Raw genomic sequence first — 17,433 nt, forward strand, 5'->3', positions numbered from 1 at the left:
CCCCCGTGGAAACAAATCTGCACCTGCTCGACGTTGTCGATCCCTAGCCGAGGAGGGGAAGGTGGCGAGCCTGAAGCTGTTCCATACGACGGAATGCGGCGTGGCCGAGGTCATGCCGCGTCTTGCTGGGGTTGAGGCGGACGTGCAGAGCCTCGTCGAGGCGCACATGGAGACGATGCTGGGCGTCACGTTCCTCGCGAGCGAGTACGTCATCGATTGCGTCGACGGTGGACGGATCGACTCGCTGGGGATGGACGAGAACGGGGCACCGGTGATCGTCGAGTACAAGCGCGGCACGGACGCCGGCGTGATCAATCAGGGCCTGTACTACATGGCCTGGCTCACTGCGCACAGAGGCGCCTTCGCCAGCCTGGTCCGCGACCGGCTTGGGGTACCAGCCGCGGCCCAGGTCCTGTGGAGCGCGCCTAGGCTGATCTGCATCGCCGGGGACTTCACCCGCTACGACGCCCACGCCGTACGTGAGCACCGGCGCAGCATCGACCTGGTCCGCTACCGGTACTTCGGCAACGACCTCATTGGGCTTGAGACCGTGGCTTCGGTCACTGGGCAGCCAGGTGCGAGCCGACGGGCTCGTCGGCGCACGGGCGTGCTCCCGGCAACCCCGAAGAGTACAGGTGCCATGACGGAGCTGGCCGAGGCTGTCGACGAGGTTCTCCTCGGCCTTGGGGAGGACGTCACCCGTGTCCAGCGCAAGCAGTATGTGGCCTATCAGCGGCTGCGGAACTACGCCTGCGTCATACCGCCCCAGCAGACCAAGGTGCTGGTCTACCTGAAGGCGGACCCCCAGGGGGTGGACCTCGTGCCCGGGTTCACGCGGGACGTGAAGGGGCTCGGCCACCACGGCACGGGCGACCTGGAAGTGCAGCTGCGCACCGAGCGTGACCTGGAGCGCGCCCTCGAACTGTTCCGGCTCAGCTACGCCGCGGCGTAACGGCTTCATGGCCGGTAAGACGGCAACGCCAGCTATTCGGTTGTGAATGGACGTTGTCTACTGGCCTTTCACAGTGGCGGTTATGGACGTGGCGGTGGACTACTAATGGTACGGCGGAGTCCCGGTTTCGGTAACCGGGACTCCGCCGCTATATTGCTCGCCCGCCTGGTAGTCCGGTGCGATGGGGGCGGACTCTGGGCTCCAATGAGGCTGGCCAGGATGAGTCGGATCTACGTGCGATGCGCCAGACCAGATTCAGTTCGCAGGGGGCGTCGCGGGTGAACGGGACTCGGACGACCTCGTAGTCGCCTCGTTCCGGTTTAGTGAATTCCGCGCCGGTCTGCGTGGTCAGGTCCATAGCTACCAGGCGGGCGGCCAGGATGTGCTGGATGCCGATGCCGCCGTTGAGGTTGTCGGTGATCAGGTAGGCGAGTACAGCGAGGTCCACTGTGCCGCCGAGTTCTTCGAACACCTCGCGGTGGAGGGCCGCTTCGATGGTCTGGTCGTCGGCTTCTACGCCGCCGCCGACCGTCACCCAGTAGGGATCCCGGCCCGGCTTGATGCGCTTGATCAGGACAAGTTCTTCGTCGTCGCGGAGGATGTTGCGCACGCTGCGCCTCACGACGTCGGCCATGGCGTGAGTTCCTTCTGGCCGCGGTGTGGCATGCACCGGGTCGGAGGGCGGCCTAGCGGCGACCGGATCTCCAGCCCGGCGGACCCAGCATGAATTAGGCCGTGGCCAGGGTGAGGTGTAGGCGTGCCTGACCAGTGTCCCAACGTCTGAGGTCTCCCAAGTGCTGAAGCCGCCAGGCCAGTTCGTTGAGAGGCTCGACCACAGGGCGAGGGCTGGTCGTGTCGCGCGGCCAGCGGGATTCGTGCCGCGAAAAGACGAGGCGGACCGCCTGGCTTCTGCGGCAGACTGGCCCGCCCCGCGCTGGGTGCGTCGCTCCCATGCCATCAAGATCGTTTGGAGGAAGGCGATTGACTGAGTCCGATCAGCCGGCGGCCCGGTGGAAGAGCGAACCGATGACGACGCGGCTCATCGCCGCCGTACTCGTCACGAATCCCGACAACGGCAGACTCCTCATCTTGCGCCGGAGCAGTCACCTGGATTTCGCACCCGGCGAGTGGGATGTCCCAAGCGGCAAGGGCGAGCCCCGGGAACCGATCACTGCGACTGGGGTACGAGAACTGAAGGAGGAGACGGGCGTCGTGGTCGCCGAGGCGGACCTGCGCCTCGTCCACGTGGTCCATGGCTGCTGGGGAGTGGAGGTCCCGGGGATGTTCATGGCCCTGATCTTCCATACTGACCGGTGGAGCGGAACTCCCCACAATGCGGAACCGCACAAGCACGACACCATCGCCTGGGTGCCTCCGAACGACCTTCCGCAGCCCTTCACGCACACCACCCGGGTTGCCGTGCAGCGATACCTGGACGGGGGCCCGATCCTTTCGTTCGACGGTTGGGCAGAGGCCGGATGACGGTCAGTTCGGGCGGCTGCCGCGGGGGCGTTGCGCGGCGTCGTGAAGCTCAACAATGAGTCGCGCAGCTTCCTTCCTGGCTGGCTCCAGCCGGGGAACCTCGTGGTGCGTGTGCGGCCCTGCGACCTCCGCACAGTAGAACAGCGCCATCAGCAGGCCGGCCTGCTCTCCAGGTCGGGCCGCCGCGCGCTCCGCACGCGCTCCGCCTAGGCCGGGACGGCGAGGGAATGGCCCCAAACGGGCCGTGCTGGCCTCCGAGAAGACGGGCTCCAGCACGATGTCCTTGCGCGGGCCGCCGCGGTGGCGCGTACGCGGCCGGGCACCCTTCGCCTTCACCAGTACTCGGCGGCCGGCCAGCTCCAGCTCCTCGATGTTGATGCCGAGGATCTCCTCCCCCGACGCGTACGGGTGACGCCCTCCACAATTGCCCTGTGGGCTTCTGACCAGTCGTGATGGCCTACGGGCGGTCCTGATCTTGATCAGACGTCCTCATGTCATGTTCGCTCGAAGGGGATGTGCCCGGTGGGCTGCTCGATGCGGTGGATCTCCGCGCGGCTTGCATGCGGCCCTGGGCGCCAAGGGGCGGTGGGTCGACATGGGCCGGGATTGTCAGTGGTGAGTCGTAGCCTCTTGGGAGCGATGTGGTGCGTGTTCGGCACGGAGCCGAGCTGGGGCGCAGCGGGCGTGTGTGGCTTCGCGGCTGAGCCCTCCTCCGGAAGTGGCGCACCACTGGGAGAGAGGACCAGGGATGGCCGCGCTTCCCACCCAATTCGGAGAGGCCCTGAGCGCTGTCGAGCCAGATGAGGACGCTGCTCACGCGCAAGTCGCACACGCGCAGGTATCGAAAGTGCTGGAGGGTGACGAACGCCTTCGTGGGCTTGGTGTCGATCCGTTGCTCATCGGGTCGTACAAGCGGCACGTTTCTATCAAGCGGGTGAAGGATGTCGATGTCTTCGCACGGCTGACCAAAGCCGACGGGTCTCTCAGGCCAGGGGCAATTCTTGATCACGTTGCCGATATTCTTGGCGTGGCGTTCCCGGGAGACGTGGAGCGTCAGCATCGCTCGGTCAAGGTCGACTTCCCCGACTACGACCTGTCGGTAGACGTGGTGATCGCACGACCGTGTGGAGATCACTGGGAAATTCCTCAGCGGATCGAGGAAGACGGCCGGGCGCGGTGGGTGGAGACCAACCCGACCAAAATGACGGAGCTGACAACTGCGGCGAACAAGTCATTCCTCCTGTATGACGACGACGATGACAGCGGCGTCTATGTCCGTATCGTCAAACTCGTTCGACAGGTGCGCCGTACGTGGGTCAATGACCAACCGGGTGGCTACTACTTCGAGGTCCTGACCTACCACGCCTTTCAGGAGTTGCAGCCGGACGAGAAGACGGTCGCCGCATACCTCACTCGCATCCTGCGACGGATCGCCGAGATGCTGCCGGATCACGTGGATGAAGGACCGGTCGATCCCACATTGCCCGATAAGACGATCAAGACGAAGGCCACGGCAGAGCAGATTCAGGCAGCGGCAGACCAGATGACGAAGGCCGCAGATCTCGCCGAGGCGGCACTTGGCGAAGAAGATCGGTGTGTGGCAGCTGTGAAGTGGCGTCAGCTGCTGGGTAGGACTCAGAACACTGAGGTACCGGAGGATGTCTTTCCCCTGCCCGACTATTGCAACGCGGACGGAACGACCAAGAACAGGAGTGTCATCAAGGGTGCGCTGGCAGTCCCGGCGGGGCAGGACCGCTACGCGTGAGCGGGGCCGATGGTTGGGACGCTGACCTGCTCCGCGAGGGCTTGGTAGCACGTGACTTCACCGACGACGGTGTACGCCTGCGAGGACCTGTTCCCTGGCGCGGTGCTGGTGGCGCCGAAGCCCGAGCGCGCGTGGAGATCGAAGTGGACGAACGCTTCCCCTTTTATCCACCGCAGGTCCGACTTCTTGACCCGGGAGCACAGCTGGAGGTCACCTTTCACGTCGACCGTGCAGCTCGTCCTGGAGTCTCCGGCAACTTGTGCTTGTGGGACGACGCATGGCCGGCCGACATAGCACCGTGGACTGATCCCGACGAGTTGCTGTCCCGAATCGCTGGCTGGCTCGAGCAGACAGCGGCTGGATGGCCGGGAGACAACGTTTGTGATCTTGAGCGGTACCTCGAAGCAGACCCGACGATGTTCGTGCTCTACGACGCCGAGAACCTGGCTCGCCTCAAGGGCCACGCTGTGCGCACCCGCCGCGGCTCCACGAGCGGCACTGTGGAGGTCTGGAATACCCCGCACCGTTTGAAGAAACGGGCAGGGCGCCCTGGATTCAGCCGGGCCGACAGGCAGCTCGCGTGGGTGGAGGATCTGGGACAGCTCCACAGACCTGTCCGGTCCTGGGCCGATATTCACGACGTACTCGGGGAGCAGGCGGCTTCGGCAGAGCAACTCATTGCAGCTGGCGTGGTGAACCTGGTGCTGCTCCGCTACCAACGCGGTGACCAGCAGTCGGTCTTGGCCCTGACGGTGAAGTACGCGGCCGATGAGATCAAGGTGCGAGCCTGCGAGAGCGCGGACACCAGCAGTTCCACACGCCAGATGCGGGCCGGCACGATGGCGCCACAGCTCGCAGACGTACCCATCGCCATCGTCGGATGCGGCGCCATCGGATCGTTCACGGCCGCTCTGCTCTTCCGCGCGGGGGCCCGGCGTCTCACCCTTATTGATCACGAACGACTACGCCCCGGAAACGTCGTACGACACCTCGCCGGCCTCGAACAGGTCGGCGCCTGGAAAACAGACGCGGTCCGGAACTGCCTCACGGCCATCGACCCGGCGATCGACGCAGTGCGGGCCCTGACAACGGCAATGACCTCGGCCGATTACGCCAAACTGCTGGTCCAGCACCACCGAATCGTTGTGGACGCGACAGGAAGTGCACGCGCCACGAGCATGCTCGCCTTCGCTGCGAATACCACCAACGCCGAAGCGGACAAGGCGGTTGTGACAGTCTGTGCGCAACGCGACGGAGATGTCGTACGCGTCGACCGACTTCCAGCCCGGGGTGTAGAGATCTTTCTCCCCCCGTTGCCTGCTCTCGATGATCAAAACGAACTGCGAGAGAACGGCTGCGGGAGCCCTATTTCGCGTACCCCACCAACAGCGGTCGTCGCCGCTGCCGAACTGGCTTGCTGCGTGGTGCTCGACGAGTTGGCAGGACACCGCAAGCTCCCAACGTCCGTCGCGTTTGTGAGCCGTCCTCAACCAGAGCAGCAGTACACACACATCGGGCTGGTGCTCCCGGGGTCCATGCCGCAAGATCAGGTGGTGAAGTGAAACAGCGGCACCTGGAAGCCATCCTCTTTGCCAGCGCTCTGGACGTCATTCGAGCAGCCGCCTCTGCCGCTGGACACACCGAGACGGGAGGTCTATTGCTCGGCTGGTGGGAGGACGACGCCATCGTGGCCCGCTACGCCATCGAGGTGCCAGACCCGGATGCGACGACGTCGTCCTGGACGCGAGCGGATCACCGAGCGCAGGACGCGCTCGACCGGGCGCTCGCGGACTTGGACCACCCCTGGCTCGGCTACGTCGGAGACTGGCACACCCACCCCGCACGCTGCGGCCCAAGCAGCCAGGACGAGCAATCCATCTGCAACGCCTCCCGCGGATACAGCCAGCCGCTGCTTTTGCTGGTCCGCTGCAATGACGACACGTTCGAAGCACGCTCTGCTGACCAGGGGCACCTCCACCCACTTACAATCCACCACCAGTCTGACGGCAGGTGACACGGCGTCAGCGTGCGTGGATGCGACTGTCAAGAACGCGGCAGCGCGGACGTGTCACCGAGCTTTCCGGCCGGGCGAAAGGGGTGCACGGGCCCTCGTTCGTCTAACGCATACAGGGAATTGGGGAACGTGTGGCGTCGCAGAGAGTGACTTGGTTGCTGCGGTTCCTGACATCCGCACAGGGGCTGTTGACCATCACCGCATCCGCAGCGGCCGGCCTCGCCGTGGGACTGCTGCCCAACCTTGCGCAAGCAGTGCCAGAGGTGGGAGGACACCTGTGGTGGCTCGCGGTCGTCGCCGTTGCCGCCGTACTGGTTTTCGCCGTGTCCGCCACACTGCTTCACGGCAAAGAAGGCGTCGGCATCGTCGTCATCGTGAGCGAACGAGGGTGGGATGTCACACGGCTGCGCGCACTGCGCGCCGACGCCCTGCAGCGGCACCCCAGCTGCTTTACCGTCAACGTCTCCGAACTGCTCGGAAGCCAAGAACAGGATCCCGGCGACGCACACGACCGTGTTCGCTTTGCACACCGCGTCCTCCAGGCCCGGATCCTCGAGGCGGAGCAGCCCTACGAGAACGTCTCCCTCTATGTCACCGCGCGCCATCACGATGCGTACCGACTGGGCGAGCTCCTCCGGGACCAGCGCCACACCTCGCTCCGGCTGATGAGGCAGTCCCACGAGGACGGCGTCGGCATCTTCGAGGCTCTCCGCCTACACAGCGATCTGACCCGTCAGCCCGATACCAAAGACTTGCAGACACTGCGCGACGTGCTGGCACGAGACCCAGAGACCGACGGCCCAGAGTGGCTGTCCTTCGACCGCCCCGACGGAGACGCAGCGCGACGGATTGCGCTCATCCTGCCGATGGCCGGACACCTCGCCGGCACCCGGGAGAAGGCACTTGCTGCCGCACGCGCGGGCCAGCATGACGAATACCTTCTCACCGGATCCCCGGCAGACCGAGAACACTGCGTCGGCGCTCTGATCTTCGCCACCCGGTCGGGCAACGTCCCCGATCGACGGGACGTCTACGAGGCACTGGTTCGATATGTCCACCACCATTGGAATCTCAAGGTGACGGAGATGCTCGCGACACAGGGCACGGCGCTGCGAGGTTGGATCTTCACTGACGGCCCGACCGAGATCGCCCTCACCCTGGGATACCTACTGGGACGACAGTCTGACCTTGTCCCCTGGCGGAGAGAAAGCAGCTGATGGGCACGTAAGGCTGAGTCGGTGCCTGGTGAAGGTTCGTGATGAGGATTCGGAAGGTCGCAGGCAGAGAAAACGCCAGGGCGCAGTAACTCCTCGTGCCAGGGGCCTTCTGCGTCAGCGGCCCGCAAGTTCTCCCTTAGCACGGCGGCCCGCTCGGTGATCTGCGAATTAGCCATTCTCGTGCTGACGTCGATGCTGCTTCGGCGGCGGCCTGGTCGAGACGCTCGGCGTCGTGAGTTCGATCCTTGACGAATCTGAGGTGGGCTGTCGGCGGCGGCTGAACTCTGGGCGTAGGCGGATCTCTTTGATCACCGCGCGTCGTGTCCGCGTGTGGGTGACAATCACTCCTCCGGGCGTGGTGCCCGGCAGGCACGATGCACGGGGCGGGTCGATGGACGACGTACGGGAGCTGCTGGCCGAGTACGGTCAGTGTCACAGTGACGAGGTGTCGGAGCCGGACAGGCACCGGCTCCTTGTCAACGTGGTGGCGGCCCTGATCCGGCGAACCGACGCCGAGGCGACGGTGGACTACCACTCGCCTGATGATCCGGCCGTGTTCTTCGAACTCGCCGGACGCGACTACCTGATCACCGTGACGGCTGCGTCAGGCACCGATGTGGCCGAGTCGGCCAGGGCCGCGGTGCGGGCCCTTGACCAGCGGGACCTGCCTCCTGGTGTGCGATGGGTCCTAGTGTGTGCGAGGACTCCGGCCGGTGCGGTGGACGATGGCCTGCGCGCAGTCCTGGGAAAGCGGGGTGTGCTATTCGACCGGAACCATCTGGAGGCCGCCGTGTGCGCCCTCGTCCCGCTCGCAACGCTAATCCGGTCGGCGTTCCGCACGCCGCGACCGCCATACACCCCGCTGCACGAACTCCTGCTGCAGGAGCCGGAGGAGCCAGCCCCCGCCCTGTCCCTGCCGACGCGGCCATCCGGACCGGTCACCGTGCCGGCCCGGACGGAGCCGGGCATCGTGGCCTCCGTACTCCTGGCCGGAGAGGACTGGCCGCTGCCACCGAGCGGGCTTGCCTGGGAGTCGGCCGAGCGGGCGCTGATCACCACCGAGGCCGGGCTGGCCGAGGTCGATCTGCAGCGTGGCGGGGTGCGGTGGCGGCTGCCACTGCCTGGCGTGTATGGCGCCGCTGTCGTGCTGCCGGACGGAGCCGTGTGCGTCCCGTGCGGGCATGCGGTAGTGATGTGGCGCGACGGCGAACTGCGGCCGGTGGGCGGGGGGTTCGAGCAGCATGCGAGCCTGCTTCTCGGCCCTGACGCGAGCGTGTGGGTTCTGTCCGGATCTGGGGCGACCTTCGGCGCCGGCACCGGCTCGACCCTTGCACTCACGCGTCTGAGCGATGAGGTCGGCGAACAGCAGCGGTTCTCCATCGCCTTCGACGCGGCCGTGCGGTCGGCCTACTGGCTTGACGAGCGGCGCTTCTTCCTCGCCGCCAGCGGGCACAGCGCCGTCGTCGACCTCGCCGTCGGCACGAGCGTCGGCGGGCGGGAAGACTGGACGCCGACGCCGGTGTCCTACCCGGGCCACATGGCCGGCACGGGGAGTGACACGGTCCTGGTGGCCGGGCGGGCCGGATCCGGCATCGGCGTGGAACTGCACACCGTCGACGCGGCGGCCCACAAGAGCGACCCGGTGGCCACGGTGCAGCTCGGCGAAGTCCTCGGACTCGCCCAGGCACCGGAGGGCGGACCGGCCTACCTGCTGGGTTCGTTGCCGACGAACGATGTTGGCGTCGTCCACCCCGTGCTGGTGAAGATCACCGGCCACGCCCCTGCCGTCTCCCAAGCGGTCGAGGAGGAACCGGCGCCAGCTCCCGCCGCTGATCCATATGCCGCGGTGCGCCAGCAGGCTCGCGGCAATCGCGACGACTACGCCCTGGAGAAGTTCCCGATGCCGGGCGGCGAGGGCGGTATGGGGATCGTCCACGAGGCCGTGCACAAGCCGACGGGCACCGTCGTCGCGTTCAAGAAGCCGAGGTCGCTGCGCGAGCAGCTGACCGCACGGATGCTGCGCGAAATCGAGGTCGCCCAGGTTCTCGGCGGCAACCGCCACGTCATGCCGGTCCTCGATTCGAGCCCGCGGGCAGAGTGGTTCGTCATGCCGCTGGCCCAGGACACCGCCGAACACCTCCAGCCCCAGCTGCAGCACGACAGCCAGGAACTGCGGGCCCTGGTGGACGCGGTCGCGGCCGCCCTGGCCGATGCCCACCGCCTGGGCTACCTGCACCGGGACATCAAGCCCGCCAACATCCTGCGCCTCGACGACCGTTGGGTACTCGGTGACTGGGGCATCGTGCGCCGCCCCCGCGGCCAGACGACCAACCCCAAGCGCACCGGAACCAAGATCGGCACCGCTGAGTTCGGGGCCCCCGAACTGTCCGTCGCCCCCCACAACGCGACACCCTCCAGCGACATCTTCAGCCTGGCAAAGGTCATCGGCTGGCTGCTGACGGGCATCGAGCCCGAGGCGAACGTGCCCCTTCTGCCGGCACCGGGCCCCTGGCGCAGCGTCGTGAGGCAGTGCACGTACCGGGACCCGCTCCAGCGTCCGCAGACCATCGCCGAGTTCCTCGACCTCGTCGGGCGGGAGACCTCGCCTCACATCGACTTGCCGATCGCACGTGCCCAGCAACTCATGACGGCCGCCCAAGAGGGGGACACCAATGCCGCCGGCCGGCTGCTCGCACTGGCCGCCGACCACAGCGACGACTACGAGCTCTACCTGGACGTCCTGCCGAACCTGGAGATGAAGGCCGCCGCTCCGCTCCTCCTCGCCAACCCCGAGCAGGCCCTCACACTCGTGCACGCGATGACCGGGCACGTCCAGGGCGACGGCAACGGCCAGCCTCACTGGAACGAGTCCAAGAGGGCCATCGCGTGGCTTCGCGGCGTCGCCGTCCGCGCCGCCCGGGAAAAGCAGTGGGAACTGCTGGAGGAAGCGGCCCGCGGTATGTGCACCTGGGACGCGGCGTCCAACGAGTGGGACCAGCACGACGCCATCCGGGACTGGCTGCGCCAACTGCGCGGGCAGGCCGCTCAGATCCTCGCCGCCGTCCTGCGTGAGTACCCAGACAGCGCGGGGCACTTCGCCGATCTGACGCGAGAGCGCACAGTGGACATGGCCATCCGCGGCGCCATCAACTCCGCAACAAGTGGCTGACCCCACCCCGCCCGGCGAGCAGTTCCGCGTCTGTTCATCACCTCGGCCGACCGCACGCCCCGTAACGGTTGGACAGGTGTGGACTGTGCGCATCACCAGCAGAGCCTGCACAGCAAGGAGTTCACGAGCAACGCCGGGCAGTACGAGCACAGCCATACCCATGCAGCAAGGAACAGCGGTGATCGGCTACTCGCAGCCCCGTCCTGGCGTAGGAAGCCACCAGCTACGGACAGCCAGCCCCGCCGACCGTGTCGTCGACCCCAAACGTCTGAAAAGTGTGTTCATGATCCGCCGGGCCCCGCGTAGCCGATTGAGGGCCGAGCGGTGAGCTCTTATTGGTGACTGTTCGGCTACTCATCAGCTGATCTCAGGCGGGCTGCCTGGTGAGTCGACCGTACGCCGACGGGGTGTTAACAGGGGTGCTAGCCTGCGGCGATGAGCAGCTCAACCACCGGCCTGGTGCCGGTGCACATTGGCCAGCCTGAGCCCGGCTCCGAAGAAGAGCAGGGGCTGCTGTTCCGCAGGGAGCGAGCTCTGAACCGGATGGGCCCGCCAGAGCCGCTGCGTGTCCCCGGCGACGTGCCCTGGGAGCGGCACGGCCTCGTGCCGCGATGGTGGGGCATGGAGAGCAGCGACTGTCCGGCGGCCGTGGAGCCGGGCTTCTTCTCCGGGCAGGGCCATGAGGAGTTCCAGCGCTTCCTCGGCGGTGCACGGCAGCGCGGCGAGGTCGCTCTGGTCTTCGCCGTCGTCGGCCACGCGGACGGCGACCGCCCGCGTAACCCGCTGTCGTCAGTGGACGCCTCCGTACGCCTCGGTGACCAGTCCACCAGCGCCGGTGGTCGGCGACTGCCTAAGGGGATGCGGCCCGAGATCGCGCCGGGCCTGGAGGGTGCTGACCGTGATCTGGCGATCCGGCTGCTGACCCGCCCCGAAGGCGCGCCGTGGTGGAGCCTGAAGTTGTATGGCTCTCAGTCGTACAACGGCGACGGTTCCGGCAGGGTGGACCACCCCGCTGCGGGCGAGCTGCATCCCATCCTCGTCGACTCGCTCGGGGAGCCGGTGGTCGCGGCCTGGACGTCGCCGGAGGGAGACCAGCGGTGGTATCTCATCCCCGATGCCACCCGCTGGGAGAGCGTCCTGGGCTGGCTGGTGCACCGGGCGCTGCCGGAGTACGTGCCCGCAGCACTGCGCCGGGCTCGGTCGCCGTTCTTCATCGACCCCGATCTGCAGACCGTCGGTGAGCAGAGCGCTCGCGACGCGCTGGAGGACCTGGAGGCGCGGTACGCGGCCGAGAAGCAGCGTTTGGAGGATGAACTACGACGGGCCAAGGAGACGGCGGAGCCGGTGCGGTATGGGCTGCTGTACGGCAGCGGCACCGAGCTGGTCCATGCGGTCGCGCGGGTGCTGACCGTGGCGGGAATGCACACCGTGGACCTGGACGAGGAACTCGGCGGGACGAAGTCAGCCGACCTGCTCGTTGGCGCAGACGGTATGGCATCGCGCCTGGTCGAGGTCAAGGGCGCCTCCGGTCCCGCACAGGAGCATCTAGTTGGGCATCTCCAGCGGCATCTGGAGACCTGGCCGCAGCTGCGGCCCGACGAAACGGTCTCCGACGGCGTACTGATCGTCAACCACCAGCACAAGCTGCATCCGTCGGAGCGGACGGCGGCGGTGTACGCGCGGCCCGAGTTCGTCGCCTCGCTCGACTCACTACCGGTGACGGTCATCAGCACAGTGGAGCTGTTCAACTGGTGGCGGGCCGCAGACTGGACGGCGATCCGCACCGCAGTGCTGGGCGACGCGGCCGCACAGTCGGCGACGCCAGTGAACCCGCCGCAACCGCCATCCGCTCAGCGGCGCCGGTGGTGGAGCGGCGGACGGCACCAGTAGGGGCACGTGGGGGCCACTGGCTTAACCTGGTTCAGGCTCCCCATTTTACCCGTACGGGTTCACGGGTCACAGCGAGGGCGCTGTCGAAGTCGGCGAGGCGTTCGGTGAGGGTGGTGGTGGCGATGCGGATGGGGAGTGCCGCCGAGAATTTCAGGCCGCGGACGGCTCGTGGGGCGACGGTGGCAGGGTGAGGCAGTCGGGGAGTTCGACGCGGGCGGTCTTCCAGTCGGTGGGGGCGAGGTCCTGGCGGACCGGGAGTGGGTCGGGCCCGCAGTGGAGATCCACGCCGATGCCGGCTACCAGGGCCTGGGGGCGGCGGGCGCGTGGTGACACCACCGCACCGCAAGTTCAAGAGGAACGCCCCTGACTGGTACGAAGAGATGCGCGACCAACAGCGCAAAAAGCGCACTCCTCGCGACGCACCCGGGTCGAGCACGGCATCGCCCATCCCAAGAACTGGCGGGCTCTGGCCCGCCATCTCGGCCGCGGCGAGCGCATGAGCGACATCGTCCAAGCCGTCGTCGGCCTGCTCTCCCATCAGCGGACCGCAGACCTGATCCCGACACGGCAGACGTGAACAACGAGCCACGTCGAGGTCCTCGACGTCTCACTGCCTACGTGCACGAGCTCGTTAGTTGGCAGCGCATCGAGCCGCGCAGAGCCTTCATAGATCACAACCTGCAGATGATGTCCGGGCGCGGCCGCACCTTCGTCGCCAAGATCACGAGCCTGCCGCCGCTTTGTAGTTTTCGTCGAGCTGCGGACCGAGGAGAACCAGTTCGGTGAGCCGGAGGCAGATGCTGGTGAACTGCCGCACCTCGGCTATGGTCAAGTCGCGGCCGAGGATGTTCTTGTCTCGATAGGAAAGCCACTTGCGTAGTACCTGAAAACCGCCGATCTTAAAGTCCCAAACCGCCTCCGGAACACCGCGCCAGTACACTTTGTCGTTCAGATAGACGTCGACAACTTCGGCACCCAAGAGCTCCAGCTCTTCGTTGGTGAATGCGTGCCGCTCGTTGTCGGTCCTTTCGCGCTGCGTAATACGACCGCGTCCAGGCATGACAATACGGGAGGTAGCTCCGCTCTTCTGCTTTCGTCTCTGCTCTATTGCCCAGCCAACGGAGATGGCAAGGTCACCGGCTTCGGGTGACAGGCGCTCGCCGTCATCACGTGTCACTTGGGCGATCGTCCGCCAGGCACGTGTCGTCAACGTGTTGGTGGCGTCGATGTCCAGTAGGTCAGCGATCTGTTGCCCAAGCTGAGCCGAGGTTGCCAGCTGTTCGTATGTGGACGGTAGCGGCACGCGGGGCCAGTCGTTGCGGATCGCATCACCGTTTTCTTCGAGGTACAGCGGCGAATATCCAACAGCAAGGACGTGCTGCCAGAGGAGCTGGGCGCTCAGTTGTGAGGTCTGGGCGTCGGTGATACCAAGGCCGGATAGGTAGTCCAATGCAAGCGGGGACAGGTTCGGCCGCCAGCCCGACGCGCTGGGCGACTCCTCGTGGAGGTCGAACAGCGAGAGGTTGTCGCTGGACTCTGTTTCGTCGGTCGCGAGATAGAAGGGCACCACATAGGCGTCCTTGTGCATCACGTGCTGATCGATGAGGCAGCGCGAGAGTAGGAATGCCGCCCCATCGAGTGCGCGTGGAGCCCGGCGTCGCAACAGCAGGAAGTCGCTGCCGATGGTGGCGGCCTTGACCAACTCATCACGGGATTCATTCCATAGTTTTCCCGTGGTGTCGACATATGCCCAACGCACGTCAAAGGGCTTAACGCAGAAGCGGACTGCTTTGGATTGATCATAAGGGGACTCAGCCAGCAACTTCGCCCTAACCCTCTGCGGGTCGTAGCGAGCCCAGGTCTGGGTAAGCCCCGCGACCCGATCATCGAGATCTGTGAACCCTGTATCTGAGTCAAGAAAATGACACACGCGGTCCAGCAACTGCTCCCGGTCCGTGGAGATCAGCGCATCTCCTCGATTCTCATTGAGACCGAGGAGCGGATCAGCCAGAGCAAGATCAGGGATAGCAGGCCACTGTTCATAACCCTGCCGCGGTGACCACCGGCGGAGGCGGTACCAGTTCTCCTTGGTCGGCAGCAATGGAGCGTAGTGGGGAGCATTAGTTGACTCACTCAGCGACTCCAGGAGTTCCCTTCGCTTGTCCGCCCCCCAGAAGTCGCGATAGCTACCCTCGAAGGCGCTAGCATCATGTGCATCCTGGCGCACCAAGAGGGTGACTGCTGTCCCAACTTGGATGCCAGCGGGATTCAGCTTGGTAGAGAAGATACTCGGGTCCTTTTGCCCATCGGGCGTCTTCTTCCCGGTTTCCCTGCTGTCTCCGTTGAGGTTGTCCACGTAGAGACGGTCGAACTTGGAGACGAGTTCCTGCCGCATGACGACCGCTGAAGGATCGCCGAGCCACGAGAAGTTAGAGATGAAGCATACGATGCCCTTTCCGGTCTGCTCCGCGATACGCCGTTCGGCAACACGAAAGAAGCGAATGTAGAGATCGTCGAGCTTGTTCTTAGTGATGTCCCACTTTTCGGATAGGCCCTGCTTGTATGGCTCGACCAGACCACCCTCCTCTCGTCCGCTGACGCCTGCAAAACCGTTGTAGGGCGGATTTCCGAGGACGACGAGAACGGGTTGGGAACGCTTCACATCTATTGCCGCGTCCCGCTCCTCCTCGAACTCCGGGAAGGGAAGCCTGGGATGCTCGTCAGTCTCCACCCATCCCGTTAGAGCGTTGGTCAGATAGATCTTCGCCCGCTCGTCGGAAGACAGCGGTGCACCGAGCCGATCGAGGGTCAGAGCAACATTGAGGTGGGCGATGACAAACGGCGCTGGCAGCAGCTCGAACCCGTACACCCGACTCAGAGCGGCTGCTTTGGCGTCCTGAGCTACCAGGGCATCGCCATGCCGATCTTCCAGTACCCGGGCGATGGTCTCGATGGTCTCGACGAGGAATGACCCCGTACCCGTACAGGGGTCGAGCACGTGAACGTTCTCATCGGCCAAGCCGAGTTCGAGGCCGAGGTCCTGCTGGAGGGATTGGTGGACGCGCATGACCATGTACCGCACAACTTCGGGCGGGGTGTACCAGACACCGAGCTGACGGCGCAGGTCCGGGTCATAGGCTTCAAGGAAGGGCTCGTAGAAGTACTGAACGGCGTTGCCCGACTCGAAGCTGTTGAAGAAAAGTGTGCGGTCGACGCGAGCGAGGGTGTCCTCAGTCCAGTCGAGCACCTCGTCAAGGCCCACCGGCAAGGTCGCCGGCGTCGCCAACTGCTGAAAGAGCACACGGACCATTGGCACCTTGAGGGTCCACTGCGCAGACTTCCAGCTGAACCGCTGCTGACTGCCAGGCAGCTGCGACTCGCTCCACACAACCCATGCAGCGAAAACCCCATAGAAGAGCGTCTGGACAAGCGCAGAACGAAAGAACCTCTCGCCCTCTTCGCCCTCGAAACGCAGGCCGAGGCCATCTTCCATTGCCTCGCGTAGCGTAGCCAAGGCATTCATATGCCTGGCGTCAGCCGAGTCCAGCCGCTTTCGCCCCTCGCGTGCGTAGGCTGCCAGAAACCAGGCCAAGTCGGCTGGTTGCGACAGGGGTGCATCGCCCAGGAGCGCCCGCCTCAGGTAGTCTTCAAGATCGGTTTCTAGTTCCGGAGCCACCTGCCTGGCTGCGTGAACCAGTGCCCAGAAGCCCTCCTCGTCGTGCGCGAGGGAGAACGCCTCGCCCACGACAGGCTGGCCATCCTCGCCAAGCCCCACCACCAAGAACTCACGGTAGGTCGTGACCAGGACCTTCCCATACCGCGTGAGGTACCTGCGCACCTGCTGGCTACGTGCGATTCGACGTACATCCTTGCCGGGCCCCTTGACCTCCATCACGCCCCGCTCGGGAACCCGTGCGACCATGACTTCGCGTCCAGCCTGCTCGACAGCACGACTGCCGATGAACAGGCCGCCATCCGGGACCCCTGCGCCGCGATTGCGAGTCGTCAAGACACAGACGATCTTCGGTGACAATCGACCACCGATAGCGTTGAGCAACCTCTCCATCTGCCCGTAGTAAGAGGTCTCCTCAACCGCCTCGCCCGTCGCGTGAATCCTGGCCAGACCCTGTAGATAATCCCGAAGCGCACCCACGTCCTGATCTTAATCAGGAACCGACCAACCAGGCGGGGCATCCAGGGAGCGTCACCTTGAGTAACACCACCATTACCCAGTTGCAACCTGGCCGACGATACCGATAGCGGCGGGCCGACACCAGCTACGTCACTGCCATCGCCGACTCAGAGGCAAGCCGAACGCGGCGAAGGGCCGTCCCGAACGAGGTGAACGGCCCCTCCGGCCGCTGCCGGGGGACTACTCGGTCTCCTCGACGAGCGGAAGCAGCCGGGCCAAAGCCTGACGGCAGTTCGCTGCGGTCCGAGCAGCTGCCTCCTGTGCCCCCATGGGCGCCTGCGCGGGAATCTGCGCAGCCGCGTAAGACTTCAATTCGTTCAGTGCTTCGGTGCGGGCCTGCGGGGGGAGGTCGAGCAAGTCGCGCTCGGCGACTGTGAACTCCCCGTAGCGACGCTGGGTCGCCGCCTGGACCATCCGCCAGGTCTGGTCCTCCGCCGACATGATGTAGCTGAGCACCACGTTCGTCTTCGTCTTCGTGGAGACGGCCGCCATGTCGACGATGCGCGGCGTCTCCTTGTGAGGCTTGCGCGGCTTGCGCGCCTTCTCCCGGCCCACGGCACACTCCTTGCTGCGGTGCGGTCAGCAGGACCGCAGGGGGTCCGTCCCCATGGACAACGACCATGAAGGGCGTCGGGAAACCGCCCGCTGTCCTGCGCCGTTCCCGTTCGCCCACCTGCAGCACAAGGCCGGACGGGCGGAGGCTATCGGGAACCACGGGTTGGCGCGGATGTGACGGTCGGGGCTGGCTGGTG

Annotated in this window: 12 protein-coding genes; 8 read left to right on the forward strand and 4 right to left on the reverse strand. The window is 65.7% G+C overall.

Annotated features, from left to right (window positions below; genetic code table 11):
- Positions 1 to 61 precede the first annotated feature (61 nt).
- The gene (locus FHX78_RS31390; RefSeq protein ID WP_145870764.1) at positions 62 to 952 is read left to right on the forward strand and encodes a DUF5655 domain-containing protein; all 891 of its coding nucleotides are present in this window, start codon (positions 62 to 64) and stop codon (positions 950 to 952) included.
- 148 nt (positions 953 to 1,100) lie between these two features.
- On the opposite strand, the gene FHX78_RS31395 is transcribed toward FHX78_RS31390, so the two are convergent.
- Positions 1,101 to 1,586, reverse strand: coding sequence for an NUDIX domain-containing protein (locus FHX78_RS31395; RefSeq protein ID WP_145870765.1), 486 nt, complete (start codon positions 1,584 to 1,586; stop codon positions 1,101 to 1,103).
- Positions 1,587 to 1,933: 347 nt separating this feature from the next.
- On the opposite strand from FHX78_RS31395, the gene FHX78_RS31400 reads away from it, so the two are divergent.
- From FHX78_RS31400 to FHX78_RS31435, 7 genes are all read left to right on the forward strand, one after another.
- Entirely contained in the window at positions 1,934 to 2,434 is a 501-nt protein-coding gene (locus tag FHX78_RS31400) for an NUDIX domain-containing protein (protein WP_229924127.1), read from the forward strand.
- Between the two features lie 748 nt (positions 2,435 to 3,182).
- Complete coding sequence (locus tag FHX78_RS31410; RefSeq protein ID WP_145870766.1) at positions 3,183 to 4,199, forward strand: nucleotidyltransferase domain-containing protein; 1,017 nt, start codon at positions 3,183 to 3,185, stop codon at positions 4,197 to 4,199.
- Positions 4,196 to 5,761, forward strand: a complete 1,566-nt coding sequence (locus FHX78_RS31415) for a ThiF family adenylyltransferase (protein WP_145870767.1) — start codon at positions 4,196 to 4,198, stop codon at positions 5,759 to 5,761. The genes FHX78_RS31410 and FHX78_RS31415 overlap by 4 nt, the downstream gene beginning before the upstream one ends.
- Positions 5,758 to 6,213 (forward strand): Mov34/MPN/PAD-1 family protein, encoded by a 456-nt coding sequence (locus FHX78_RS31420; protein ID WP_167531898.1) that lies wholly within the window; start codon positions 5,758 to 5,760, stop codon positions 6,211 to 6,213. Before FHX78_RS31415 ends, FHX78_RS31420 begins: the two co-directional genes overlap by 4 nt.
- A gap of 155 nt (positions 6,214 to 6,368) precedes the next feature.
- Entirely contained in the window at positions 6,369 to 7,430 is a 1,062-nt protein-coding gene (locus FHX78_RS31425; protein ID WP_145870769.1) for a hypothetical protein, read from the forward strand.
- A gap of 391 nt (positions 7,431 to 7,821) precedes the next feature.
- Positions 7,822 to 10,599: a protein kinase domain-containing protein gene (locus FHX78_RS31430; RefSeq protein ID WP_145870770.1), complete on the forward strand. Its 2,778-nt coding sequence runs from the start codon at positions 7,822 to 7,824 to the stop codon at positions 10,597 to 10,599.
- Positions 10,600 to 11,034: 435 nt separating this feature from the next.
- Positions 11,035 to 12,489, forward strand: a complete 1,455-nt coding sequence (locus FHX78_RS31435; RefSeq protein WP_229924128.1) for a hypothetical protein — start codon at positions 11,035 to 11,037, stop codon at positions 12,487 to 12,489.
- Between the two features lie 150 nt (positions 12,490 to 12,639).
- On the opposite strand, the gene FHX78_RS37680 is transcribed toward FHX78_RS31435, so the two are convergent.
- The 3 genes from FHX78_RS37680 to FHX78_RS31455 form a co-directional block, all read right to left on the reverse strand.
- Positions 12,640 to 12,822, reverse strand: a complete 183-nt coding sequence (locus FHX78_RS37680) for a hypothetical protein (protein WP_229924129.1) — start codon at positions 12,820 to 12,822, stop codon at positions 12,640 to 12,642.
- A gap of 388 nt (positions 12,823 to 13,210) precedes the next feature.
- Positions 13,211 to 16,642, reverse strand: a complete 3,432-nt coding sequence (locus tag FHX78_RS31450) for a type ISP restriction/modification enzyme (RefSeq protein ID WP_145870771.1) — start codon at positions 16,640 to 16,642, stop codon at positions 13,211 to 13,213.
- 219 nt (positions 16,643 to 16,861) lie between these two features.
- A complete protein-coding gene (locus tag FHX78_RS31455) occupies positions 16,862 to 17,236 on the reverse strand; it encodes a hypothetical protein (protein WP_145870772.1) in 375 nt (124 codons plus the stop codon).
- Between the last annotated feature and the right edge of the window lie 197 nt (positions 17,237 to 17,433).

The sequence above is a fragment of the Streptomyces capillispiralis genome (assembly GCF_007829875.1).
GTDB classification, from domain to species: domain Bacteria; phylum Actinomycetota; class Actinomycetes; order Streptomycetales; family Streptomycetaceae; genus Streptomyces; species Streptomyces capillispiralis.